Raw genomic sequence first — 24540 nt, 5'->3', positions numbered from 1 at the left:
TCATGTCACAGGACGCCGGGCTACCTCGTCTCTAGGGGTGTAACCACTGACGACCCCAAGGAGCCCCCAATGGATCCGCGACTGAACTACTTCGCCGACCCGACCGCCGGCAAGGCCCTCAAGTACTTCATGTCGGCGGGCAAGGCAATCAAGGACTCACCCCTCCCGGCCGCGACCCAGGAGTTGGTGGCGCTGCGTGTGAGCCAGATCAACGGATGCGCGGTCTGCATCGACATGCACACCAAGGAGGCAGCCGTTGCCGGCGAGACCTCGGTACGACTGAACCTGGTCGCGGCGTGGCGGGAGGCCACGGTCTTCACCGAGGCCGAGCGCGCCGCGCTGGAGCTGGCGGAAGAGGGGACCCGGGTCGCGGACGCGGCCGAAGGCGTCAGCGACGAAGTGTGGGCGCGGGTCGTCAAGCACTACGACGAGGAGCAGCTCACCGCGCTCGTGATCCTGGTTTCCTTCATGAACTCGGTGAACCGGCTGAACATCATCACCCGGCAGCCGGCCGGCGACTACGAGCCCGGACAGTTCCACTGAACGGCAGCAGCCACACATGACAGGGCAAAGCCGGGCAGGGCAGCGCAGGGGCAGGGGCAGGCGTCGTGGGAAGGTGAATCACCGTGAACAAGGTTGAGGAGTTCGAGGAGCTGCGAGCGATGCTGTTCTCGATCGCCTACCGGATTCTGGGCAGCGTGAGCGAGGCCGAGGACGCGGTGCAGGAGACATGGCTCCGCTTCGACCGTTCGACGACCCCACCCACGTCGGCCAAGGCCTTTCTGTCCGCCACGGTGACGCGGGTCTCGATCGACGTACTGCGCTCCGCGCGCGTACGACGGGAGCAGTACGTCGGCCCGTGGTTGCCCGAGCCGCTGCTGAGTGATCCGTACCAGGATCCGGAGCGCTCGGCGGAACTGGCCGACTCCGTGTCGATGGCGGCGCTGCTGTTGCTGGAACGACTCAGCCCGCTGGAGCGGTCGGTGTTCGTGCTGCGGGAGGTGTTCGCCTTCGGGTTCGACGAGATCGCCGCGGCAGTGGGACGTTCGGAGGGGGCGTGCCGTCAGTTGCTGGTGCGGGCACGGCGGCACATGGAGGCCGGAAGGCCGCGGTTCGAAGCGGACCGCCAGGAACGGCAGGAGCTGGCGGCGCGGTTCTTCGACGCGTTGAGAGACGGTGATGTGGGTGCCCTGCGCGATCTGCTGGCCGCCGACGTACAGCTGGTCGGGGACGGCGGCGGCAAGGCCCCGCGTCTGGCCAGGGCCGTCGTCGGCGCGGAGAACGTGGCCCGCCTCCTTGCCTCCGTGTTCCCCGCGATGGCCCGGATCGACGTGACGTTCGATCCGCACGAGGTCAACGGTCAGCCCGGCGCGATCTTCCGCGCCCCGGACGGCAGGATCCTGCACACTCTGGCCCTCGAGGTTCTCGACGGGCGGGTCCAGGCCATCCGTTCGGTGATCAACCCGGACAAGCTCGGCCACCTCGGGCCGGTCGCCGACGCCTGGGCCTTCGACCGCGAGGTGAGGCAGGCCCGCCGGCAGATGAATCGACGCCGTAGGTCCGTAGCTCCCTAGGGAGGGGCGGGCTTCAAAACAATTCGCCTGGCCGGAGCGCGCCCATTACCCTGCGCGACGTGAACCACCCCCGCGCATACCGCCGTCCTTCATGAGTCTCGCCCGAACCCTGATCGACGTCCGGCCCCTTCGTACGTCCCCGGTCTTCAGGCGTCTGCTGATCGGCCGGACCGTGTCCGTGCTGGGCAGCTTCATGACCATGGTCACCGTCATGTACCAGGTCTGGGACATGACACACAGCACCGTCTGGACGGGCGCGGTGGGGCTGGCACAGGCGCTGCCGATGGTCGTGTTCGGGCTGTTCGCCGGCTCATAGGCGGACCGCGGTGAGCATCTTCCTGTTCGCCATCGGCGGCATCGCCGCTTCCGCGCTGTCCGGCACGATCACGCGGCTCGGGCGTCCCGGGCCGGTGATGCTCTGCGGTGCGGGGATCTGGGGAGCGGCGCTCGCGGCCTTCGGCCTGATCCGCGATCCGTGGGCCGGACTCGGACTCCTCGTCCTCGCCGGGGCCGCCGACGCCGTCTCGGTCATCTCGCGCAGCACGATCGTGCAGACCCACACGCCGGACGCCCTGCTGGGCCGGGTGACGGCGGCCGAGCAGATCGTCGGCCAGGCCGGCCCCAACCTCGGCAACCTGCGCGGCGGCGTCGTCGCCGGCTGGGCCTCGGGGGCGACCGCGCTGGTCAGCGGCGGGCTCCTCTGCCTGCTCGCGGTCGTCTGGGTCGGCGCGAAGACGCCGGAACTGCGCGGCGGATCCGTCCCCGATCCCTGCACCGACGCCACGCCTCTCCAGCCCATGAACGTCCCCGTACCGGATTGACCGTGCCGGACGCGGCCGCGTCGACAGCCGAGTGCTGCATCATCCGTCGCTCACCGAGTACTGGGGAACGGCCGTCTTCAGCACCTCGGCACGCAGGTGGTCGAGCCCGACCGCTCCCCCGCCCGGCCCGGCCCGCTGGGTGGCGCCATCCCGCACCACCCCGCACCACCCCAGCGCGACCCGGCCGACAGTCTCAGCAGCCCGCTCCTTCCCGTAGCGGTGGTTCAGTTCCCCCCGGGCCGATTGTCGATCGGCGGGAACGCGACACCGGTCGGGGTGTTGAGGCCGGCGGCGGGAAGCGTGTCCTGGCCACCGTCGGCCTCTCGGACTCGTACCACCCGATTGTTGAGGCCGTCGGCCACGTAGAGGCAGCCGTGGCCGTCCAGGGCGATGCCCAGCGGATCACTCAGGCCGGTGGTGGGCACCGTGCTCTGCGTATTGCTGCCCGCGGACACCTTCACCACGCGGTTGTTGCCGCTGTCCGAGATGTAGAGGTCCCCGGCGGCGTTCAGCGCCAGCCCGGTCGGCTGGGACAGGCCGACGGTGGGAACTGTGGTCTGTCCGCTGCCGTCCGCGGCGACCTTCACCACCCGGCTGTTGACGAAGTCGGAGATGTACAGGTCGCCGCCGGTGCCCAGGGCCAGGCCCCAGGGATGGAGCAGTCCCGTGGTGGGGACGGTCGTCTGGCCGCTGCCGTCGGAGGGGACCTTCACCACGCGGTCGTTGAAACTGTCGGCGATGTAGAGGCTGTCGTGGGCGTCGACGGCCAGGCCCAGCGGGCGTGACAGGCCGACGGTGGGGACGGTGGACTGCGCCCCGCCCCGCGCCTCCAGTTTCACCACCCTGTTGTTGCCCGTGTCGGAGACGTAGAGCTCGCGGGCGGTGTCCCACGCCAGACCGGTCGGCCGTACTACGCCGCTGAGTGGAACCGTCGTCTGAGCGTCCCCGTTCGCCGGCAGTCTCACCACGCGGTCGTTGCCGTAGTCGGACACGAACAGAGGTGGTCTGGCCGGTGAGGGACCATCCTCCGGTGCCGCACCCGCCGGTCCGGTAGGAAGTGCGCAGAGCACGAAGACCCCTGCGGCAGCCGCGATCCGCCGGGCCCAGCCCCCTCTGCGGCCATCACGGGTCGGAGTCTCGCGCGTTCGTGATTCCGTTGTCCTGCGCTTCACGATTCGCCCATCTGTTCTCGACGGTCGGCGCGTTGCCGAACCGCCTGCGGAAACGGTTGCCGCCGCTCAGGCGTAGGGCCGCGCCGCTGGTACGAAGCGCGTCCGTCCGGAGGCGGAGACGCCGTCGCGGGTTCGGGCGGCGACCAGGGTCGGCGGCATGATCGATGCCTTCCCCCATGACGCGCCGCATCCCACTGCCGTCGCCCGCTCGGCCGACCCCGTACCGGCAGGCAGAGCCGGCGTCCCGCTCGATCCCGCGGACCGTTGACACCACTCCCGCGCGGCTCATGAGCCCGCACACCTCCGCCGCCCACCGACGAGCCCGAACCGGCTTCAAGGAGCGCCAACAGGCCCGGGGGCGGCTCCGGGCCCGAGGCCCTCGGCGCACCTCGCGAGCCGGTCGGCGATCCTTTCCGGACGCGCCCCTGCCCCCGGCCGACGGACCCGGTGTGCGAAAACCCACCGTGCGCCTGCGCAACGGGCGCTGGGTGAGGCACTTAAATACCGGAGCATGACTACCGAGTCTCAGCGTTTCACCGTCTTGCTGGTCCCCGAATACCTCGAGAACAAGGACGCGGCCTCCGCGCAGGACTCGGCGGTGCGATCAGCGGTCGTCGAGGCGACCGGCGAGACAGGCGAAACGGGCTACCCGCGCTACGCGGGGGACGGGATCGTGGCCGACATCGACCCCCGTACGCGCACGGTCGAGGCGGTGCTGGTCGATGGCTCAGAGCTGGACTACGGGCTGAACGCCATGGTCGCTTCCTGATCCGACCGTGGCCCCTCCCTCCCGAAGCCGCGGTGAAGGGCTGAAGACCCCGACCCGCCTCACCGCGGACGCATCGGGATGCAAGGGCGACCGGCAAGAAGAAACAGGCGCGGCGATGATTTCGGGGCGGGAGACCGGTCGTTATCAGGGAGAGAAGGGGAGATCCGCCATGCCGACGCAGGAACCCGCGAAAGAACCCGCCACCGAGCTCGATGCCCGCTACAGCTCCGCACTGAATCCCCGCCCGGGTGCCGCGAACGTCACCGCCACCGAGTGGGCCGGGGCCCAGCGGCTGCTGGAGGCCGCCGAGATCTTCTGGCTGTCCACAGTGCGGCCCGACGGTCGGCTGCACGTCACTCCCGTGATCGCCGCCTGGCACCACGGGGTGTTGTACTTCTCCACTGGCGCTGGGGAGCAGAAGGCGAAGAACCTCGCTCATGACGGCCACTGCGCGCTGACCACCGGCGGAAACTCGCTCACGGAAGGGCTCGACCTCGTGATCGAGGGCAAGGCGGAGCCCGTTGCCGATCCGGCCGTGCTGGAGAAGGTGATCGCGGCGTACGAGGCGAAGTACGGGCCGCACATCACCTCGCCCGAGGGGACCTTCCACGGGATCGGGGACGCGTTCCGAAAAGGGGACGCGGTGGTGTTCGGGGTGGCTCCGGCCACGGCGTACGGCTTCGGGCGCGACGACGGGGTCTACACGCATACGCGGTGGGCGTTCTGAGCAGCGAGGCTCCCTGGGACTGGGGGATCTGGAGGACGCCCGGTGGCTTCCCCGTCCCCGGGAAAGCGACCGGGAAGACAGCCCGGGTCAGTCCGCCGTGCCGGCCATCTGGTTGTCCAGCGCGGTGCAGAGCCAGTCGTGGGTGGCGCCGGGGGTCGGTTCCGGCGAGTCGGTGAGCTCGGCGGCGAGTTCCCAGTAGTGGTCGATACGGGGGTCCGCGGCCAGCACCCCGCCGAGTCGGCGGCGAAAGGCGGGCGTGTCCCGCGTACCGCGTGAGCGGGCGTAGGCGGCGACGAAGCAGTCGAGTGCCTCGCCCTCGTGCGGTGGCCGCTCCGCCCGCAGCCGCGGCGCTGCCAGTGCGTACGCCTCGACGAGACCGTCGTAGAGCACAGCCGGGCGGCCCCCGTCGGGCCGGTGTGCCGCGGGCCGGCCGTTGCCCGTGCCGGGGCAGGGGGCGGAGACGAAGGCGTGCAGCCGGGTGAAGGCCAGCACCTGGGCCGGCGTCGGGCCTTCGGGGAGCTGCGGAACGGAGTGTTCGACGATGGCGGAGACCAGCCGGGCCGGGAGCCTCGGTGGCAGCCAGCGCCGCCAGAACCGCGCCAGTGGTGCCGTGCTGGGCGGGACGGACACGGCGCCGATCAGCCGCAGCCGCGCGGCGCGTTCCTCCGGGGCGCAGTCCCGGAGCAGTTGGAGGGCCGCCTCCTGCCAGCGCAGGGCGGTGAGCCGCGAGCCGATGTGGCGCAGCTGCCCCGCGACGACGTCCTCCAACGTGTCCTCCTGGTCGAGGATCCGTCCTACGTCGGGAACCGGCAGGTCGAGGGTGCGCAGGGAGCGGATGAGGTGGAGCCGGTCGAGTGCCTCGGGGCCGTACCGGCGGTGGCCGCCGGTGCTGCGGGCACCTTCGGGCAACAGACCCCGGTCCGAGTAGAAACGGACGGTCTTGACGGTGACGCCCGCGCGCTCGGCGAGCTCTCCGATGGTCCACATGCTGTCAGGGGACACGGGCACGGGCTTGAGCCTCCCTCAGGGGGAGTTCCTACCGTACCGGCGAGCGCGGAGCGCCGGTACGGCCGGCCCTGCGGCGACCGGGCCCTGATCCTGGTACCCGACGCGGGGGTCCGCGACCGGTTGTCGCACGGGGCCGGTGCGGCTGACAGCGAATGGCTGATCCCCCGCCGCCACTTGAGGGTGGCAGCACTGGGGCAGTGTCACCGGGCTCCCGTCGACGGTTCGATCATCGCGATGGTCCAGGGCTCGGTGGGATTGGGGGGACCCGCTTCCAGGTCCTGACCGATCCTCGGGTGAGCTTCTTCGAACTCGACACCGGGCACTGGCCGATACTCTCCTGCGCCCGCGAAGTGGCAGAGGTACGGCTCCGGGCCGCAGCGGGAGAAGGACACCGGGTGACCGCCGCGGTGAGCGAACAACCGGCGCACCTTCGCCCGTTCCTGATGGACGTGCCGAGCGGCGCGCGAGCGGATCGGACGGGTCGATCTGCGCCTCCCCGATGACTTCGCCCACACGGTATCGGGCCGACCGACCACACCGAGCGGGCGAGCCGCGCCGTGGAACGCGCGGTGCGGTCCGTGTTGGGGCGTCTGAGGGGCTGGGCGTGCAAAGCGCTGGGTCCGGATCAGATCATTTCCGGCCTGATCGGCATTTCTGCCCCCCTCAGCTTCTACGCTTCACAGAGCATGGTGTGGCCGAGGGGGTACCTGGTTTGACATATTTGTGTGCCGAGTTGGGCGTGCTCGAGCCCGTCCGTACGTGTGACTGCGGGGTTGCGCCGGTATCGACTCATCGACACGAGCCCAAAACGCCTCAGTTGGGTGTTCAGGCAAGGTGGGAACGACAGGCGCCGTGCGACGGTGCTCATGCTGAGTTTCGCGGGGAGAGCAGTGCGTACAGGCAAGGCCAAGGAGATGCGCAACCTGATCGGCCAGCTGACCGACGGACTGGAACTTCCCATTCCCACGACCCCGGACACTCTGTTCGCCGCGCTGATCGACAGGGTCTCCGAAATCAGGGGCCGTCGGGTCATCCTCCTCAAGGAAGAGTTCCCGCACCGCACCGCCACGGGCCTGTGGCTTGACATGCCGGAGCACGACATCATCGTCGTGGACAAACGTGCGGCGCCGGTCCACAAGCTCGCGATCATCTGCCACGAGATCTGGCACATGGTCAAGGGGGATTGCGGCCAACACGCCGCGGGCGTCTCCGTTGCGGCACGAGCGCTGAACGGCCAGGACGACCTTCATCAAGCGGCGAGGGCCATGGCTGCACGCAGCGAGTTCCATGAGCGCTCGGAGCGGGAAGCCGAAACCTTCGCGCTACGGGCAGTGACGCATCTGCGGATCTGGCTGGAGGGGGAGCCCGGCAGCCCCTCCATGGACCGGACCCAGGTCGCGGGCCGGATCGGCGCCTCGCTGGGACACCGCCGGTCCAAGGCCTGACCCGTGGACGCCTCCCCCTACTACATACCCGCGCTCGCCCTGTGGGCCGGTCTCGCGGTGAAACTGCCTGATCTGGTGCGAACCTGGCGTGACCCGCTGGTCCGCTCGGTTTGCTGGGTGATCTTCCTGGGCGGCGCCGGATTCGTTTTCGCCGCCCCACCCACTGTCGCAGCCGTGAACCGTGCCAGCGGCATCCCGAATCTCGCCGCTCCCCTCGACTACGCCATCGTCAGCGCCTACAGCGCCTCCTGCCTGTTGTTGATTCTTCACTGGCGCGGAGGGCCGGCCGACCATCTGCGCCGGCTGGCTCGACGATGGCAGATCGGCTACACCATCCTGATCGCGCTGCTTGTCGTCCTCTTCATCATGGGAGACGCCTCCGTCGAGCGGCGTACGGATCTTGACACCTACTACGCCACCACGCCGTGGATAGGGCAGATGATCGCGCTGTACCTGCTCGGACATGTGACCGCCGCGTTGACGACCACGTCGATGTGCTGGCGCTGGGCGCTGCAGGTCCACGGATGGCTACGGGCCGGGTTGTGGCTCCTCGTCGCGGCCTGGCTGTTGAACCTGTCGTTCAGCACTCTGAAGATCATCGCGGTGGCGGCGAGGTGGACCGGCAACGACTGGGACGTTCTGAGCACCGTCCTGGCCCCCGGCCTCGTGGGCCTGGCCGCCACGATCGCCACCGTCGGATTCACGGTGCCGCTGCTGGGCCCACGGGTGGTGCGCCTTCGGCACGGCGTGGTCACGTGGTGGCGGCTTGGCCCCCTGTGGCATGAACTCAGCAGCGCCTCCCCCAATAGCCCGCTGGCCGCCCCTATCCCCTGGTATTCGTCGTACTCCGTGCGGCTCACCCAGCGCGAGGCCGGCATCCAGGACGGACTGAACCTCGTCCGCCCTCATCTCGATGACCGGGTTCGCTCACGCGCGCAGACAGCGGCCCGGTCCGCGGGCCTTGGAAGCGAGGATGCCTCACGCGTCGGCCTCGCGGCGATGATCACTGCTGCCGTCCACACCCAGTCCAACGGCATTTCCTCCCCCACCGACGCATTTGACCACTGTGCCGGCCTCGCGACGCGCACCACCTTGGTGGGTGTGGCACGTGCTCTGCGTTCGTCCCCCATCGTCGCGGCTGCCCGCGCCGCGGCTGCGGCCGAAGCCGACGAAGGAAACCAGGCCAACTCCCCCGAGGGAGCCGCGACCTAGTGGCCGGCGGAATCGTCTTCTACATTCCGGGCGTCCTCCTCCTGCTTGCCGCCGGGCTGAAGCTGTCGGCAGGCACGGGAGTCTGGCGGGACTCACTCATCGCATCGAGCAGCGCGATCCTCCTGGCCGGCTCCGCCGCGTGCATCCTGTCCGCCCCACCCACGATCCGGTTCGTCAATGACGCGACCGGAGTGGCGAACTTCAGCGCCCCGCTGGTCTATTCGGGCATGACCGCGCTCAGCGCGGCCTACCTCATACTGATGATCAATTGGAAGGGCGGGCCACCGGACGTCCGACAGCACGCCGTCCGGCGCGTACTGGCCGTGTACGGGCTGGTGATCGCGGGCATCTGGGTCTTGTTCGCCCAGGCGGACGTGCCCGTGGAACGGGCCCAGGATCTGGACACCTATTACGCCACCACGCCGTACATGCGCGAAATGATCGTGCTGTACATGGTTGCTCACACAGCCGCGACCATCGCCCTCGCGGCCATGAGCGTGAACTGGCTCCGGGAGGTGCATGGCGTGACCCGCGCCGGCTTGGTCCTGCTCGTCGTCGGCCTGACGTTCGACGCGGGCTACCAGGGCGCCAAGTACACCGCCATGGCGGCCCGTTGGGCGGGCGTCGACTGGGACTTCCTCTCCACCGCTGTTTCCCCTCCACTGGTCATGCTCGCGGGGATCACCTGCGCCTGCGGCTTCGCCGTACCCAGGGTCGGGCCGCCGGCAGTCGACAATCTCCGCGCCTGGAGGCGCTACCGGCTGCTGAAACCGCTGTGGGCGGAAATGCAGACACTGCGTGCACCGGCAGAGGGGATCATCCGCTGGTGGGATCCGCCCGTGGTACGCCTGGCACGACAGGAGATCGCGATCTGGGACGGCTTCTTGGCCTGTTCGCCCTATCTTGATGACCAGGTGCGCACGACCGCGTACACGGAGGCGGTGGCGTTATATGCCGCTGCCGGTACCTCCGGAGTACGAGCGTTCCTGCGGTCGACAGCCGATGTGGTCAGGCAGCCCTTCCGTGCGGCGCCCCAACCGGCGACGCGGCACGCAACTGACGGCGTGCCCGAGCAAGTTGCCCACCAGGCCGCGCTGGTGGCCGAGGCGGCGATGCTGGCCGCAGCCCGCGTGCACATGCTCCACCCTGCCGGCGCCGAGGTTCCGGCGAGAGCGGGGGCGCTGCAGTCCCTTTCGAAACCACACCTGATGGTGCGTCTCTCGCGGGCGCTGTCGTCGTCGCCGATCGTAGCGAAGGCACGGCGGCACGCCGCCGCCCAGGCCACCCGGTGGGAGTAGCGCAACTGCGGGACGGCGCGTTCCTCACCGCCGCCCGCAGCGACCGGATACGCCCTCTGATCCACGCGCCGTTGAATGACACACAACGAGTGGTGGTCAACTCCGCATCCTTCACTGAAGAATGGGACGCCGTATCGGCTTCGCCCCTCGGCCACGCCCCGGAGAAAGCACTGGACAAGTACGGCTCGGCCGCCGCTTCCGGCATCCCGCCACAGACGGTGCGCCGACCGCTTGCCGACCAGTCCGCCACGCCGAGCGGCCCACTCGCGCTGGATGCCGCTGTCGCGTATGGCTGAGCACCGTCCGACGTCTTCCCTCTCCTGTAAGAGAAATGAGTCCACCTATGCCATCGTCTGCCAGAACTGCCTCCCGTCGCACAGCGGTGGTGATCGGAGGGGGGATGACGGGCATGCTCGCCGCAGCTGTGCTCGCCGACTTCGCAGACGTTCGGATCATTGAACGCGATGTGCTGCCCGACGGCCCACAGCCCCGCAAGGGACTGCCGCAGGCCCGTCACGCCCACGTGCTGTGGTCGGGCGGCGTGAAAGCACTCGAGGACCTCCTGCCCGGCATCGTCGCGCAGCTCGTCGCCCGCGGTGCCAACACACCGCGCATCATGACCGACTTGGTGTCCAAGGCCCCGTCCGGCCAGTGGTTCCGCAGGTTCAACCACGCCCGCCACACCAACCTGCTGTGCAGCCGCGACCTCCTCGACGCCGTGATACGCACCAGAGTTCTGCAGGACGAACGCATCACTCTCCTCCAGCAGACGGAACTGCTCGCCCTGCAGGGCAACGGGGACCGGGTGACCGGCGTCAGCGTCCTGGCGGATCGGTCCGAACAATCCATCCCGGCCGACATGGTGATCGACGCGAGCGGTCGGGCGAGCCGTGCCCCCACGTGGCTACAGGATCTCGGGCTCCCACCGGTCGAGGAGCGGTCCGTCGATTCCGGCATCGGCTACGCCAGCCGGATGTACCGCGCACCTGGCAGCACGGAAAGCGGCTTCCCCATCGTCAACGTCCAGGCCGATCCCCGCCAGGTCCCCAGCCGTGGCGGCATCATCACCCCCATAGAAGGCGCCCGATGGCTCGTGACGCTCTCCGGAGCCCGCGGCGGGCAGCCCAGCAGCGACAACGACGACTTCCTGCCTTTCGCCCTGAGCCTGCCTCACCCCATCATCGGCGAACTGCTGGCCGGCGCCGAACCCGAAACCGACGTCATCACCACCCGCAGCACAGCCAACAAACGGCGCTACTACGAGAAGGCCATCCGCTGGCCCGATGGCTTCGCCGTGCTCGGTGACGCTGTCGCCGGCTACAACCCTGTGTACGGCCACGGGCTGAGCGCCGCCGCACAGAGCGTCATAGCCCTGCGCCGCGTCCTTCAGCAGCGGCACATAAGCGCACCCGGCACGGCTCGGCGTGTCCAGAAGGCCGCGGCGCGCCCGGTCGAGAACGCCTGGAGTCTGGCCGTAGGCCAGGACGTGTTCTACCCGGGCGCCAGCGACCAGCCTCCCACCCGCCTCGAATCGACTCTCGCGGCGTTCGTCGACAAGGCGGTTGACGCCGGCTCGCGCAACCCGCATGCCCTACGCATCCTGCTGGATGTGATGAGCATGGAAAAACCGCCTGCCCGGCTGCTGATGCCCGACATGCTCGCCCTTGTCTACCTCGGCCGGAAGGAACCTTCTCTGGACGGTCCGCCGCTGACGGAGCACGAACGCGGGGCCGTCGCCACCTGAAGCGGTGGAGCAGGGGGATGAAGCAGTTCGAGCGGTTGCTGAAGGGTGCGGGAGCGGGATTGAAGAGCTGCCGTTCCTCGTCGGACCTGGGCCGGTGTCGGGGGCGGCGCCGGCTCGCGCCGCACTCGCGTTCATGTCGGCGGCTGCTCCACGAGCGTTTTGGTGAACGGGGTGACGGGACGCTCCAGGGCCTCGCCGTCCGTGGTGATGTCGACCGCCTCGTTGTAGAACGCGAGGAGGTTCTTGATCGCACTCACGGCGGGCAGTGGCTCCGGGTAGCTCCAGACGACGTTCGGCGGGACACCGCCCTCACCCTGCCTCGACCAGTACTCGGCCGTGCCTTTGTAGGGACACCCGGTGCTGTGGTCGGTGGGTACGAACAGGTCCAGGCGGACGTCCTCGCGCGGGATGTAGAACCGCGTCGGCAGGCCGGTCTCGAAGAGCAGGACCGGGCGGTGGGTGTCGGCGACGAGTGTGCCGTCGATCTCGACCGTGATGTGGCGGCTGCTGGGCATCGCGTCCACCCGTTTGTGCGGGTCGCGAGGGTGGATGAAGATCTCTTCCTCCTCCTCGTACCAGTGGTCCAGACCTCGGCCCACGCGCCGGAACCACTCGAAGGCGATGTGTTCGGCCAGATCGGCCGTGGCGAACGTCCAGGCCGCGTTCGCCAGCAGCTCACCGCCGAGGTCGAGGTCGTAGAAGATCCGCGATCCGGTGTGCGTGCCCGTCGGGGGGTTCTTCGCGGGGCGGAGCAGGTCCTCGCGGACCTCCTCGCGTGGGAAGGCGTAGAGCGGCACCGGCACCCCGGGCTCCCACACGAGGACGGGATGCCGACTGTCGACGACGGTGACCTCGCCGGTGCGGCCGCGCACCCAGCGTTCGCTGGGCTCCCACAGGAGGCCATCCGGGGTCGTCCGGACGGATCGCGCGGTGGGGAACGTGGTCATGACCGTCTCTCCTTCGGCTCGGGCTCATGGTGCGGGATGTGTGCGGCCCGGCCGGCCGCCATCCCGTGCAATACGCGCCTCACGAGCGGAGTCGTGGTGGTCGAAGGACGGGGTGGCGCCGGTGTCCACGGTGGCTATGGCGGTCGTTCTTGCCTTCGACGAATCCGCCCCGAGATGGGATCTGGACACCGTGCTCGCGCATCAGGTGCACCAGGTGCAGGTCGAGGCGGTCCAGGTCGAGCTTGCGGAAGGAGTCCTCGAAGGCGCGCCGGGTGTTCTCCTCGGCCGGTGCGTCCTGGACCCACAGTTTAGTGGTGCCGAACAGCTCCTCGCGAGCGATGCCGCTCTTCTTGATGGCGCGGTCGACGGCTTCCTCGTTGCCGTAGGCCGCGGCGGTGTCGAGCAGCCGATATCCGGCCCCTGAGGGCTTCGGTGACGGTCTGCATGGAAGAATTGCCTTGCTGTTGGACCGACTGAGTCGGCCGGTCTGCGGTCGCTCGGGCCGGACCGCGAAGGCGGTAACGGTCGCGGTGGCGGTGGCGGTCAGAGAGTGATGAGGGCATTGGCGGACTGGGATCTTCGGCCCGCGTCTCTTCGAGACGTCGAGGCGGTGGCCGAGTTGCGTGCCATGGTGCTGCGGACGGATCTGGAACGTCTCGGGCGGTACGACGCGCAACGGGTGCGGCAGCGACTGCGGGACGGCTTCGACCCGGCCCACACCTGGCTGATCGAGGTCGGTCGTACGTTCGCCGGCTGTGTGGCCCTGCGACCGGCCGCGGACGCCCACTGGCTCGAGCACTTCTACCTGGCCCCACATCTTCAGGGCGGCGGAATCGGTTCCGGCGTGCTGAGCGAGTTGCTGGAGCAGTGCGATCGCCTTGGTGTCCTGATCCGACTCAACGTACTGCGGGGCAGTCCGGCTCAACGGCTCTACGAGCGGCACGGGTTCACGGTCGAGACAGAGGATCCGGTGGACGTGTTCATGGTGCGCAATCTCGCCCGATGAGCGCCGAAGCGACCTCCCGGCAGAGACGTCGGGCGACTTGGGCTTCGCCCTCCGAACTGGGCCCGCCTTCCCACGCGGGCGGCCTCGCCGATCCGTGGTCAGCACCGTCCGTCCGCTTCTGGAGGCGTACCCGTATGCGCGACACAGCCGAATACATGGCGGAGACCTACGATCTCGGTGCCGGGCCATGGACGTTGACACCGGTCACCCGCGGCGCACTGGGCCAGATCTGGAAGTTGTCCGGGAACGGCTCCTCGTGGGCGGTCAAGGAACTCCTCTTCGGCTGCGACGAAGCTCAGGTCCACCGGGAGGCCGCGTTACGGCAGGCCGCGGAGAACCTGGGCATCGCGTCACCGCGGCTCATTCCCAATCGTCACGGCTCGTACGTCTCCCGTCTCGCATCTTCTTCCGGCGGGTCCCACGTCAAGTTGTACGACTGGATCGACGGCCCGACGGCGGACGCCTCCGATCCGGACATCCTGGACTGGTTCGGGCGGACGATGGCACTCCTCCACACGGCGGGAGAGGGCGCGAGTGAGACGCCGGGCTCCTGGTACGAGCAGTGCCCCCAGGACGCCGAGTGGAAGGATCTGCACACAAGGGTTCAGCAAGCCGGCCTGCCGTGGTCCGACGCGTTGGGCAGGTTCATCGCCAACTCCGCGGCTGATCTGGCGCGATGGGTGAGCCCGTCCGAGCCCGACGATCTGGTGATGTCGCACCTCGACCTGCAGCCCCAGAACGTTCTGGTCGGCCCGGACGGTCCGGTCCTCCTCGACTGGGACAACGCCGGTCCTGCTTCGGCGGAACGAGAGCTCGCCCGTGCCCTGTACGTGTGGTCGGGCCGCAACCGGCCGACCGTGGATTCCGCCATCCGGTTGGCTCGGGCCTATCGGAGCGCCGGAGGCCCTGCCACGGTCAAAGGGCCACAGTCGTTCTCGATGCTTTTCGCGACGGACCTGAACTTCATCCGCGTACAGGCCGAGTGTGCCATCGATCCGACCGTGACCGCCGCGCAGCGAGAGTTCGCGAGCAACCAGGTCGTTGCTTCGTTGCGCGGCGTCCCGGATCTGTCGGCCGTGTCCCGGCTGGCCACGGCTCTTGAGGCGTCGTGGTGACCGGCGGCGGTGTGGGCCGGTTCGTGCACCCTGTTTCGCCTCGGTGGAGGAAGTTCAGGAACCCGTACGTTCCCAGCCGCGACGTGGGGCGCGGGCGCCGAGTCCGGTGTCGCGGCTGCGGTAGACGATGTACGGGCGGGTCAGGTAGCCCACCGGTGCGGTGAGCATGTGGACGAGCCGGGTGAAGGGCCAGGCCGCGAAGAGCAGCATGGCGCTGATGGCGTGGAGCCGGAAGAGCACCGGAGTGCCGTTCATCAGGGCCGGGTCGGGCTGGAAATAGAAGATGGAGCGGAACCAGGGGGAGATTGTTTCGCGGTAGTCGTAGCCGTTGCCGACGATGTTCGCGACCACGGTGGCGGACAGGCCGAGCACGATGGTCAGGGTCAGGGAGACGTACATGGCCTTGTCGTTGCGGGTGGTGGCGGAGAAGACCGGACCGACGGTGCGCCGCCGGTAGATCAGGATGGCGATCCCGCCAAGGGTGGCGACACCGGCGATGGTACCGAGGACGACCGCGCCGATGTGGTACGTGTGCTCGCTGATCCCGGCCGATTCGGTCCAGCTCTTGGGGATGACCAGACCGCCGATGTGGCCGAGGAGCACGACCAGGATGCCGAAGTGGAACAGCGGGCTGCCGATGCGCAGCAGCCGCCTCTCGTGGAGCTGGGAGGATCGGGTCGTCCAGCCGAACTTGTCGTAGCGGTAGCGCCAGACGTGGCCGAGGACGAACACCGCGAGGCAGACATAGGGCAGGACGGTCCAGAGCAGAATGGCGTCGGTGCCTGCCTCCGCCAGCACGGTGACGGGCTGCGCGGGCGCGGTCATCGGGGACCTCCTACGACGGGGTCGGGCAGGAAGACAGGGGTTGCCGCGTACGGGTCGAGTCCGACCTGTTCCTCGGGCGGACCCTGGGCCGCCAGGCGCCGGACGGCTTCGTGGTCGTCGCCGGCGAGGGCGGGCAGGGTGGCGGAGACGGAGTCCAGGACGTGCGCCCAGGGCGAGCCGTCCTCGTCGAGCGCCATCCGCAACAGCTCCAGGCCCGCGCGGTGTTCGGTCAGCAGGCTCGCTCCGGCGGCGGGCTCGGCGGCGGCGAATTCGAGGACGACGGCGAGGTGGTCAGGCAGTTCGTCGTCCGCTAGGCGCCATCCGGCCGCGGCGTAGGCCTGCTTCAGCCGCAGCAGGCCCAGACCGCGTTTTCGGGTGTCGCCGTACGCGTAGTACGTCAGATAGGGGCAGCAGCGTTTGCGGTGGTCGAAGGTGGCCACGTAGGCGGTGGCCAGGTCGTCGGGCGCGGTCTGCCCGGCGTACGCGGTGAAGCGGAGCAGGGGACGGGCGACCGGGTCGGGAAGGGTGGCGGCGACCCGGTCGGCCAGGGCGCGGCGGGTCCCGAGCCGGTCGTCGGGGTAGGCGAGCAGCAGGGACTGGGCCTGCCAGGCATGGGGACGCCAGGGCTCGGTGCGGGATGCCCGCGAGGTCTTCCTCTTCATGGTTTCGGCTCGACCTCTTCATCGTGGTCCGGGCCGGCTCCGCCGCCGGACGGTCCGCCCGGGAACAGGCCGGGCGGGGAGCCCTTGCCGTCCCAGTTGAGAAGGTTCACGCGGGTGGCCTTGTCGGTGGGCGTGCTCGGGGTGTCGGAGGTCTGGCGGTTGCTCAGGACGTGGAAGTTCTCCACCGCGATGGGGGCCGCCCCTCCGGAGGTCTCGCCGAAGGGTCCGGAGCCGCCCATACCGGGACCGCCCTCGTAGTCGAGGCTGCACTCGGTGGCCAGTTCCTCCAGCTGATGGGCCTGTTCGGCGTGGGCGGACGGGATGACGTACCGCTCGTCGTACTTGGCCAGGGCGAGCAGCCGGTACATGTCGTAGACCTGTTCGCCGGTCATGCCGACGGCCTCGGGAATGGCCTCGTCCGGTTCGCGGCCCATGTTGATGTCGCGCATGTACGCACGCATGGCGGCCAGGCGGCGCAGGACCGCGTCGACGGGTGCGGGGTCGCCCGCGGTGAAGAGCTGGGCGAGATAGTCGACGGGGATGCGCAGGGCGTCGACGGCGGCGAAGAGGGTGCGGTGGTCCTCGGCGTCCCGGCCGGTGTCGCGGACGGCGTCGACCACCGGGGACAGGGGCGGGATGTACCAGACCATGGGCATCGTCCGGTACTCCGGGTGCAGCGGCAGGGCCACCTTGTAGGTGTTGATCAGGGCATGGATCGGGGACCGCTGGGCGGCCTCGATCCAGTCCCGGGGGATGCCCGCCTTCTGGGCCGCGGCGATCACCCGTGGGTCGTCGGGGTCGAGGAAGACCTGTCGCTGGGCCTCGTACAGGCCGGTGTCGTCCGGGGTGGAGGCGGCTTCCAGGACGCGGTCGGCGTCGTAGAGAATGAGACCGATGTAGCGCAGCCGTCCCACGCAGGTCTCGGAGCAGACGGTGGGCAGGCCGACCTCGACGCGCGGGAAGCAGAACGTGCACTTCTCCGCCTTGCCGGTGCGGTGGTTGAAGTACACCTTCTTGTACGGGCAGCCCGTGATGCACATCCGCCAGCCGCGGCACTTGTCCTGGTCGACCAGGACGATGCCGTCCTCCTCCCTCTTGTAGATGGCGCCGGAGGGACAGGAGGCCGCGCAGGAGGGGTTCAGGCAGTGCTCGCAGATCCGCGGCAGGTAGAACATGAAGGTCTGCTCGAACTCGAACTTGATCTTCTCGGAGACCTGGTTGAGCAGAACGTCCTTGTCGCCGTGGTCGGGCGAGCCGCCGAGGTCGTCGTCCCAGTTCGCCGACCAGGCGATCTTCATGTCCTTGCCGGTGATCAGGGACTTGGGGCGGGCGACCGGGGTGTGCTCCTGGAGCGGGGCGTTGGTCAGGGTCTCGTAGTCGTACGTCCAGGGCTCGTAGTAGTCGTCGAGGGTGGGCAGGTTGGGGTTGGAGAAGATCTGGATCAGCTTCTTGAAACGGCCGCCCGCCTTGAGCCCCAGCTTGCCGTGCTTGTTGAGTTCCCAGCCGCCCTGCCAGGTGTCCTGGTCCTCGTAGCGGCGGGGATAGCCCTGGCCGGGGCGGGTCTCGACGTTGTTGAACCAGACGTACTCGACGCCGGTGCGGTTGGTCCATGCCTGTTTGCAGGTGACTGAACAGGTATGGCAACCAATGCACTTGTCGAGGTTCATCACCATCGCCATCTGGGCCATCACGCGTCCGATGGCGGCTTCGCCTCGGGGCATCAGTACGTCACCTCCTGGTTGTCGCGGCGGCGGATGACGGTGACCTCGTCGCGCTGGTTGCCGGTCGGGCCCAGGTAGTTGAAGGCGTACGACAACTGGGCGTAGCCGCCGATGAGATGGCTGGGTTTGATCAGCAGGCGGGTCAAGGAGTTGTGGATGCCACCGCGCCGGCCGGTGGTCTCGGTGCGGGGCACGTCGATGAGCCGGTCCTGGGCGTGGTGCATGTAGACGGTCCCTTCCGGCATGCGGTGCGAGACGATCGCGCGGGCGGCCACCACACCGTTGCGGTTGACCGCCTCGATCCAGTCGTTGTCGTGCACGCCGATCTTCGCCGCGTCCTCCTTGCTCATCCAGATCGTGGGACCGCCCCGCGAGAGGGAGAGCATGAACAGGTTGTCCTGGTACTCGGAGTGGATGGACCACTTGTTGTGCGGGGTCAGGTAGCGCACGGTCACGCCCAGTTCGCCGACGTCTCCGAGGCTCGGCTCGCCGAACAGGGCGTCCATGTTCAACGGAGGCCGGTAGACGGGGAGATGCTCGCCGAGTGCGGTCATCCAGTCGTGGTCGAGATAGAAGTGCTGCCGCCCGGTGAGGGTGTGCCAGGGCTTGAGGCGTTCGACGTTGACGGTGAACGGCGAGTAGCGGCGCCCGCCGGTCTCCGAACCGGACCATTCGGGACTGGTGATGACGGGGACCGGGGCGGCCTGGGTGTCGGCGAAGGTGATCTGCTTGCCCTCGTGCTCGGCCGCCAGGTCCGCGAGCCGGGTGCCGGTGCGGGCTTCGAGGGTGTGGAAGCCCTGGGTGGCGAGGTGGCCGTTGGTCGTGCCGGACAGGGCGAGGATCGCCTCGCAGGCCTGTGTGTCGCGGGCGATCGACGGGCGGCCGTCGGCTGTTCCGCCGCGCACGGTGCCGTTCTTGTGCCGCAGGTACTGCAGTTCGCGGTCGACCTTGAAGGTGAGGCCCTTGGTGGTGGCGCCCAGGGAGTCGAGCAGCGGGCCGAGGGCGCCCATCTTCTCGGCGACGGCCGGGTAGTCGCGTTCGACGGTGACGATTTTCGGCATGGTGCGGCCGGGTACCGGTTCGCACTCCCCCGCCTTCCAGTCACGCACCCGGCCGTGCGGGTTGGCCATCTCGTCGGGCGTGTCGTGCAGCAGGGGCGCCGCCACCACGTCCTTGCGGACGCCGAGATGAACGGCGGCCTGGCGGCTGAACTCCTTGGCGAGGGTGTGGAAGGCGTCCCAGTCGGTGCGGGTCTGCCACGGCGGGGCGATGGCCGGGTTGAAGGCGTGCACGAAGGGGTGCATGTCCGTGCTGGACAGGTCGTGCTTCTCGTACCAGGTGGCGGCGGGCAGCACGACGTCGGAGAAGACCGTGGTGCTGGTCATGCGGAAGTCCAGGGTCAGCAGCAGGTCGAGCTTTCCTTCGGGGGCCTCGTCCCGCCACACCACGTCCCGCGGCCTGGCCTCCGGCGGCGCCTCGGTGGCCCGCACGGACGCGTCGGTGCCCAGCAGGTGCTTGAGGAAGTACTCGTTGCCCTTGGCCGAGGAGCCCAGCAGATTGGCCCGCCAGATGGTCAACACCCGCGGGAAGTTCTCCGGGGCGTCCGGGTCCTCGCCCGCGAACCGCAGCCGCCCCGCCCTGAGCTCGTCCACCACGTGTTCGGCGACCGGGCGGCCCGCGGCGTCGGCGTCGTCCGCCAGGTCCAGCGGGTTGCGGTCGAAGGTCGGATACGACGGCATCCAGCCCATCCGCGCCGACTGCGCGATGACGTCCGCCGTGGTCTTGCCGGCGAACGGGCCACCGCTGCCCGGACCGGCCGCCGCGAGGGTGTCGGCGGAGAACGGGTCGTAGCGGAACTGGTCGGCGTGCAGGTACCAGTACGCGGTCTGGATCATCAACCGGGCCGGACGGTTCCAGTCGGCGGCGGTCGCGATCGCCGAATAGCCGGTGATCGGACGGACCTTCTCCTGGCCGACGTAGTGGGCCCAGCCGCCTCCGTTGACGCCCTGGCAGCCGGTGAGCGTGGTCAGCGCCAGGAAGGCGCGGTAGATGGTGTCGGAGTGGAACCAGTGGTTGGTGCCCGCCCCCATGACGATCATCGAACGCCCGCCGGACTCCTCGGCGTTGGCGGCGAACTCGCGGGCGATGCGGGCGGCCCGGCCGGCGTCCACTCCCGTGATCGCCGCCTGCCAGGCCGGGGTGTACGGCTCCTCCGCGTCCTCGTACGACGTCGGCCACCGGCCGGGCAGGCCGTCACGGCCCACTCCGTACTGGGCCAGCATCAGGTCGTACACCGTGGTCACCAGACGCCCGGCCACCCGCCGCACCGGTACCCCGCGCCGCAGTCGTCCAGCGCTGCCGTCCGGAGCGTCGAAGCGGGGCAGGCCGACCGTGACGGGTGGCTCGCCGCCGCCGTCGGCGGACAGCAGGGGGTCGGTGTCGCCGAGGTCGAGGTTCCATTTCCCGGCCCCGGCCTCGCCGTAGCGGTCGCCGAGTGTGCCGTTCGGCACCACCGGTTCCCCGGTGGCCGCGTCCAGCAGCACGGTACGGAACTGCGCGTGCTCGGCCTGGGCGGCCCCTCCGCCGAGGTCGGCGGCGGTCAGGAACTTGCCCGGCACGTAGGTGCCCGGTTCGGCCTCGGCCTCGTCGAGCGTGACCAGGAACGGCAGGTCGGTGAACCGCTTCACGTACGACGTGAAGTACTCCGTCCGCCGGTCGACGAAGAACTCCTTGAGGATCACATGGCCCATGGCCATCGCCAGGGCACCGTCGGTGCCGGGCTGGACGGGCAGCCACTCGTCGGCGAACTTCACGTTGTCCGCGTAGTCCGGCGCGACCGCGACGACCTTCTGGCCGCGGTAACGGGCCTCGACCATCCAGTGCGCGTCCGGGGTCCGGGTCACCGGCAGGTTGGAACCCCACATGATCAGGTATCCCGCGTCCCACCAGTCCCCCGACTCCGGCACGTCGGTCTGGTCACCGAAGACCTGCGGTGAGGCGACCGGCAGATCGGCGTACCAGTCGTAGAACGAGAGCATCGCCCCGCCGAGCAGGGAGTAGAAGCGGGCGCCGGCCGCGTGGGAGACCATCGACATCGCGGGGATCGGCGAGAACCCGGCCAGCCGGTCCGGCCCGTACTCCTTGATCGTGTGCACGTGCGCGGCGGCAACCATCTCCATCGCCTCGTCCCAGCTCGCCCGCACCAGGCCGCCCTTGCCGCGGGTCGCTTTGTAGCGCCGGGCCCGCTCGGGGTCGGAGACGATGTCCGCCCACGCCAGCACCGGGTCACCGAGGCGGGCCTTCGCCTCGCGGTACATCTGGAGCAGGACGCCACGGACGTACGGATAGCGGACCCGGGTCGGCGAGTAGGTGTACCAGGAGAAGGCGGCGCCGCGCGGACAACCGCGCGGCTCGTACTCGGGGCGGTCGGGGCCGACCGAGGGGTAGTCGGTCTGCTGGGCCTCCCAGGTGATGATGCCGTCCTTGACGTACACCTTCCACGAGCAGGATCCGGTGCAGTTCACCCCGTGGGTGGAGCGCACCACCTTGTCGTGCGACCAGCGGTCCCGGTAGAAGTCGTCGGCCTGACGGCCGCCCTTTTTGTGCAAGGTGCGGAGGTCTTTGGAGACCTCCGCCCGGGTGAAGTACCGGCGGCTGCGGACCAGCGCCTCCGACAGATCGCCGTCCATGCCTGGCCGCGCCTGTTCCCGGCTGGTATCCGTGCTCACCGTGCCACTCCGTTCCGGGCACAACGGGCCCGTTCGAATCGTGATCGGTTCCGGCCGCACATGGCACGACGACCGCTGCCTGCCCCGGGGTCAACAGTGGCACCACGATCGACATATGGCTCGTTGAAGGTCACCCGTCTGCCAGGGTGGCTGCGCGGGCGCCGCTGTACCTCACCCCAGCACAGACAGATCCCGTGCCCCCCACTCGTGAGTGGGGGGCACGGGATCTGCGTGGTGTGCTCCCGGCGGCCGGGAGCACGGCCCGGTCAGGCGGTCGGCCGGACCAGGGCGCCGCCCGCCTCGCTGCGCACGGCCTCGACCGCTTCCCAGTCCTCGGTGCCCAGGTTGGCCAGCGCGGCCGGGAAGACGCCGTCCTGCTCCTTGAGGATGTGATCGCGCAGCATCGCCATCGCCTCCATCAGGCGGTCCGGCCAGGCCGGGTCCGGGGGTGTGACGCCGTCCGCGGTCTCTGCCAGCACGGACTCGATGCGACGGTGTTCCGCCTCCAGGGCGGCGATCTGCTCGGGGAAGTCCTCGGCCAGGGCGGGGAACAGGCCGTGTTCCTCCACCTGGGTGTGCGGGCCGAGCACGGTGGCGATCTCCCGGGCGACCTCCGCCATCCGGGCCGCGCCGCCCTCCTGGTGGGCGGGGCGGAGGTGGCTGATCAGGCGGACGACCTCGTCGTGTTCGCGGGTCAGCTCGTCGATCGTCGCCAGGGACTGGCAGCCGCAGTACTCACACACCGGTCTTCTCCCTGTCCTTCGTTGCCGTCGGTCTCGTCCACTCGCCCTTACACGGCGTGGCCGGTCGGGCGAGGCTCGCCCACGCTTTCGGTGAGCGGCTTGCTCCCGCGGGCTTCCACAGCGGCGCGGACACCGGTGAGGGTGTAGATCAGCGCCGCGGTGGCCACGACCGCGAGGAGTGCGAGGCCGGCTGCGTACGTCCCGTACGCGCCGTACAGCGAGCCCATCACCAGCGGCGGCAGGAAGCCGCCGAGGCCGCCCGCGGCGCCGACCACACCGGTGACCGAGCCGACCTTGTTGGCCGGGGTCAGCAGCGCCACCAGGGCGAAGGTCGCTCCGCTGGCCGCACCGAGCGCGGCCGCCATGGCGAGGAAGGCCACGGTCCCCAGCGGCGCCAGCTCAGGGGTGGACGACTGCACGAGCGCTGCGGCCACCACCACGGCCAGCGAGCTGGCCAGTACCCGCACCGGGCCGATGCGGTCGGAGAGCCAGCCGCCTATGGGACGCATCGCCACCGCGAGCAGCACGAACCCGGCCATCCGGTTCGCGGCGTCGGCCTGGGTCAGGCCGTAGCCGGTCTTGAGGTAGGTGGGCAGGTAGACGGAGAAGGCGACGTAGCCGCCGAAGGCCACCGCGTAGAGCGCGGACGCCTGCCAGGTGATGCTCAGCCGGACGGTGGCGGCCAGCCGGCGGGCCAGCGGCTCGGTCGGTACGGTGCGGCCGGGTGCGTCGCGCAGCAGCAGCGCGGCGACGACGGCGTAGACGGCCAGGACCACGGCGGTGATCAGGAACGGTGTCGCCATGCCGTGCGCGTTGACCAGCTTCACGGTGGTCAGGGCGCTGATGGCGGTGCCGCCCATGCCCGCGCCGAAGATGCCGATGGCCAGGCCTCGCCGCTCGGGCGGGAACCAGGCGCTGACGAGGGGCACCCCGACGGCGAAGGCGGTGCCGCCGATACCGAGGAAGAACCCGCCGATCAGCAGCGAGGTGAGGGAGGAGTGCCCGGCCAGGCCGAGGTAGAGCACCGGCAGGATGGTGACCGCCGATACGATCGGGAACATGATGCGACCGCCGTACCGGTCGGTCAGCGCGCCGACCGGGATACGGCCCAGTGAGCCGACCACGACGGGCACCGCCACCAGCAGCGACTGCTCGAACGACGACAGGTCGAGGGTGTCCTTGAACCGTGGGCCGAGCGGGCTGACCAGCGCCCACGCCCAGAAGTTCACGGCGAAGCCCACGGTGGCCAGAGCCAGCATCAGCCACGCCTGCCGGGACACCGGAGCTCCCGACGGTGAGTTGCCACTGTTCGACTTCAACGGCTGGACCATGCTGTCCATCCCTTCCCTGTCACGGTGGTGCCGCAGCACCGAGATCGCGCTGGCACCGCAGGCCTCTCGCCGGCGGGCCGTAACCCCACTGGCCACCATGCGCCCCAGTCCCAGCCCACGCATGGGGCCATGAGTCCCGACCTCCCGGGCTGACAGTCCCTGATTCGGACCCGGCCGTTCCGCTACAAGGCCCCGGCCCTTCGCCTGCCCGGACTAGGGCCGACCGGCCCTACACGTTCCCGGCGCGCGGAGGGACGATGGTCCGATGTCCCAGGACGACGCCTTTCACGAACTCGACCGGCAGGAGTGCATACGCCTCCTGGCCAAGGTCCCGGTCGGCCGCGTGGTGTACACCCGGCAGGCACTGCCCGCGGTCCTTCCCGTCAACTTCTGCCTGGACACGGACAACTCCGTCCTGCTGCGCACTTCGTCGGCCTCGGACCTCGTCCGCGCCATCGACGGCGTCGTGGTCGCCTTCGAGGCGGACGAGTTCGATGCGGAGACCCGGTCCGGCTGGAGCGTGGTCGTCACCGGACGGGCCACCGTCGTGACCGATCCCGCCGAGCACGAGCGGTTGTCGCAGGTCGGCCCGACATCGTGGATGCCGTTGCGGAACGCGGTGTTCGTGCGGATCGAATCCGAGATGGTCACCGGACGTGACCTCAGGGGAGAACGCGGAACGGAGTGACGGC

21 protein-coding genes and 2 pseudogenes are annotated in these 24540 nt (G+C 69.5%); 13 read left to right on the top strand and 10 right to left on the bottom strand.

Going from position 1 to position 24540, the window contains the following annotated elements; translation table 11 throughout:
- The first annotated feature begins 69 nt into the window (after nucleotides 1-69).
- The 3 genes and pseudogenes from ACFYR3_RS29100 to ACFYR3_RS29090 all read left to right on the top strand — a co-directional run bounded on the left by ACFYR3_RS29100 (nucleotide 70) and on the right by ACFYR3_RS29090 (nucleotide 2395).
- A complete protein-coding gene (locus tag ACFYR3_RS29100; protein ID WP_389285099.1) occupies nucleotides 70-543 on the top strand; it encodes a carboxymuconolactone decarboxylase family protein in 474 nt (157 codons plus the stop codon).
- Nucleotides 544-626: 83 nt separating this feature from the next.
- Complete coding sequence (locus tag ACFYR3_RS29095) at nucleotides 627-1574, top strand: RNA polymerase sigma-70 factor (protein ID WP_389285098.1); 948 nt, start codon at nucleotides 627-629, stop codon at nucleotides 1572-1574.
- Between the two features lie 91 nt (nucleotides 1575-1665).
- Nucleotides 1666-2395: pseudogene (locus ACFYR3_RS29090) on the top strand (hypothetical protein).
- A 224-nt stretch (nucleotides 2396-2619) separates the two neighbouring features.
- Here the strand turns inward: ACFYR3_RS29090 and ACFYR3_RS29085 are convergent.
- On the bottom strand, nucleotides 2620-3387 hold the full coding sequence (locus ACFYR3_RS29085; RefSeq protein ID WP_355841556.1) for a hypothetical protein: 768 nt from the start codon (nucleotides 3385-3387) through the stop codon (nucleotides 2620-2622).
- 691 nt (nucleotides 3388-4078) lie between these two features.
- Between ACFYR3_RS29085 and ACFYR3_RS29080 the strand changes: the two genes are divergently transcribed.
- Nucleotides 4079-4336 (top strand): hypothetical protein, encoded by a 258-nt coding sequence (locus ACFYR3_RS29080; protein WP_355841559.1) that lies wholly within the window; start codon nucleotides 4079-4081, stop codon nucleotides 4334-4336.
- A 169-nt stretch (nucleotides 4337-4505) separates the two neighbouring features.
- Complete coding sequence (locus tag ACFYR3_RS29075; RefSeq protein WP_355841562.1) at nucleotides 4506-5063, top strand: pyridoxamine 5'-phosphate oxidase family protein; 558 nt, start codon at nucleotides 4506-4508, stop codon at nucleotides 5061-5063.
- 87 nt (nucleotides 5064-5150) lie between these two features.
- Here the strand turns inward: ACFYR3_RS29075 and ACFYR3_RS29070 are convergent, their stop codons facing one another.
- Nucleotides 5151-6050, bottom strand: a complete 900-nt coding sequence (locus ACFYR3_RS29070) for a MerR family transcriptional regulator (protein WP_355842038.1) — start codon at nucleotides 6048-6050, stop codon at nucleotides 5151-5153.
- A gap of 935 nt (nucleotides 6051-6985) precedes the next feature.
- On the opposite strand from ACFYR3_RS29070, the gene ACFYR3_RS29065 reads away from it, so the two are divergent.
- The 5 genes from ACFYR3_RS29065 (at nucleotide 6986) to ACFYR3_RS29045 (ending at nucleotide 11770) form a co-directional block, all read left to right on the top strand.
- Nucleotides 6986-7516 (top strand): toxin-antitoxin system, toxin component, encoded by a 531-nt coding sequence (locus tag ACFYR3_RS29065; protein ID WP_355841565.1) that lies wholly within the window; start codon nucleotides 6986-6988, stop codon nucleotides 7514-7516.
- 3 nt (nucleotides 7517-7519) lie between these two features.
- On the top strand, nucleotides 7520-8728 hold the full coding sequence (locus ACFYR3_RS29060) for an MAB_1171c family putative transporter (RefSeq protein ID WP_355841568.1): 1209 nt from the start codon (nucleotides 7520-7522) through the stop codon (nucleotides 8726-8728).
- Nucleotides 8728-10026, top strand: a complete 1299-nt coding sequence (locus ACFYR3_RS29055; protein WP_389285097.1) for a hypothetical protein — start codon at nucleotides 8728-8730, stop codon at nucleotides 10024-10026. Before ACFYR3_RS29060 ends, ACFYR3_RS29055 begins: the two co-directional genes overlap by 1 nt.
- A gap of 89 nt (nucleotides 10027-10115) precedes the next feature.
- Nucleotides 10116-10322 carry a hypothetical protein gene (locus tag ACFYR3_RS29050; protein WP_389285096.1) on the top strand — a complete coding sequence of 69 codons (207 nt, stop codon included), beginning with the start codon at nucleotides 10116-10118 and terminating at the stop codon, nucleotides 10320-10322.
- A gap of 47 nt (nucleotides 10323-10369) precedes the next feature.
- Complete coding sequence (locus ACFYR3_RS29045) at nucleotides 10370-11770, top strand: FAD-dependent oxidoreductase (RefSeq protein WP_355841577.1); 1401 nt, start codon at nucleotides 10370-10372, stop codon at nucleotides 11768-11770.
- Nucleotides 11771-11901: 131 nt separating this feature from the next.
- Here the strand turns inward: ACFYR3_RS29045 and ACFYR3_RS29040 are convergent, their stop codons facing one another.
- Together ACFYR3_RS29040 and ACFYR3_RS29035 are read right to left on the bottom strand one after the other, a co-directional pair.
- Nucleotides 11902-12717, bottom strand: coding sequence for a DUF427 domain-containing protein (locus ACFYR3_RS29040; protein WP_355841580.1), 816 nt, complete (start codon nucleotides 12715-12717; stop codon nucleotides 11902-11904).
- A gap of 142 nt (nucleotides 12718-12859) precedes the next feature.
- Nucleotides 12860-13135, bottom strand: a pseudogene (locus tag ACFYR3_RS29035) (aldo/keto reductase); the annotation flags it as partial.
- 135 nt (nucleotides 13136-13270) lie between these two features.
- Here ACFYR3_RS29035 and ACFYR3_RS29030 point away from each other — a divergent pair.
- Nucleotides 13271-13723, top strand: a complete 453-nt coding sequence (locus tag ACFYR3_RS29030; RefSeq protein WP_389285095.1) for a GNAT family N-acetyltransferase — start codon at nucleotides 13271-13273, stop codon at nucleotides 13721-13723.
- Between the two features lie 134 nt (nucleotides 13724-13857).
- Nucleotides 13858-14838, top strand: a complete 981-nt coding sequence (locus ACFYR3_RS29025) for a phosphotransferase enzyme family protein (protein WP_389285094.1) — start codon at nucleotides 13858-13860, stop codon at nucleotides 14836-14838.
- A gap of 54 nt (nucleotides 14839-14892) precedes the next feature.
- On the opposite strand, the gene narI is transcribed toward ACFYR3_RS29025, so the two are convergent.
- From narI to ACFYR3_RS28995, 6 genes are all read right to left on the bottom strand, one after another.
- The gene (narI, locus tag ACFYR3_RS29020) at nucleotides 14893-15663 is read right to left on the bottom strand and encodes a respiratory nitrate reductase subunit gamma (protein ID WP_389285093.1); all 771 of its coding nucleotides are present in this window, start codon (nucleotides 15661-15663) and stop codon (nucleotides 14893-14895) included.
- Complete coding sequence (narJ, locus tag ACFYR3_RS29015) at nucleotides 15660-16325, bottom strand: nitrate reductase molybdenum cofactor assembly chaperone (RefSeq protein ID WP_355841592.1); 666 nt, start codon at nucleotides 16323-16325, stop codon at nucleotides 15660-15662. Before narJ ends, narI begins: the two co-directional genes overlap by 4 nt.
- Complete coding sequence (narH, locus tag ACFYR3_RS29010) at nucleotides 16322-18046, bottom strand: nitrate reductase subunit beta (protein ID WP_389285092.1); 1725 nt, start codon at nucleotides 18044-18046, stop codon at nucleotides 16322-16324. Before narH ends, narJ begins: the two co-directional genes overlap by 4 nt.
- Nucleotides 18046-21735, bottom strand: coding sequence for a nitrate reductase subunit alpha (locus tag ACFYR3_RS29005; RefSeq protein ID WP_355842040.1), 3690 nt, complete (start codon nucleotides 21733-21735; stop codon nucleotides 18046-18048). The genes narH and ACFYR3_RS29005 overlap by 1 nt, the downstream gene beginning before the upstream one ends.
- Nucleotides 21736-22040: 305 nt before the next feature.
- Nucleotides 22041-22517: a hemerythrin domain-containing protein gene (locus ACFYR3_RS29000; RefSeq protein WP_389285091.1), complete on the bottom strand. Its 477-nt coding sequence runs from the start codon at nucleotides 22515-22517 to the stop codon at nucleotides 22041-22043.
- Between the two features lie 47 nt (nucleotides 22518-22564).
- Nucleotides 22565-23848, bottom strand: a complete 1284-nt coding sequence (locus ACFYR3_RS28995) for an MFS transporter (protein ID WP_389285090.1) — start codon at nucleotides 23846-23848, stop codon at nucleotides 22565-22567.
- A 265-nt stretch (nucleotides 23849-24113) separates the two neighbouring features.
- On the opposite strand from ACFYR3_RS28995, the gene ACFYR3_RS28990 reads away from it, so the two are divergent.
- Nucleotides 24114-24536, top strand: coding sequence for a pyridoxamine 5'-phosphate oxidase family protein (locus ACFYR3_RS28990; RefSeq protein ID WP_389285089.1), 423 nt, complete (start codon nucleotides 24114-24116; stop codon nucleotides 24534-24536).
- Nucleotides 24537-24540 lie beyond the last annotated feature (4 nt).

This window comes from Streptomyces sp. NPDC005784 (assembly GCF_042871525.1).
GTDB lineage: Bacteria > Actinomycetota > Actinomycetes > Streptomycetales > Streptomycetaceae > Streptomyces.
Note: the sequence above shows the minus strand (reverse complement) of the source record. Positions and strands in the feature narration are given on the sequence as shown.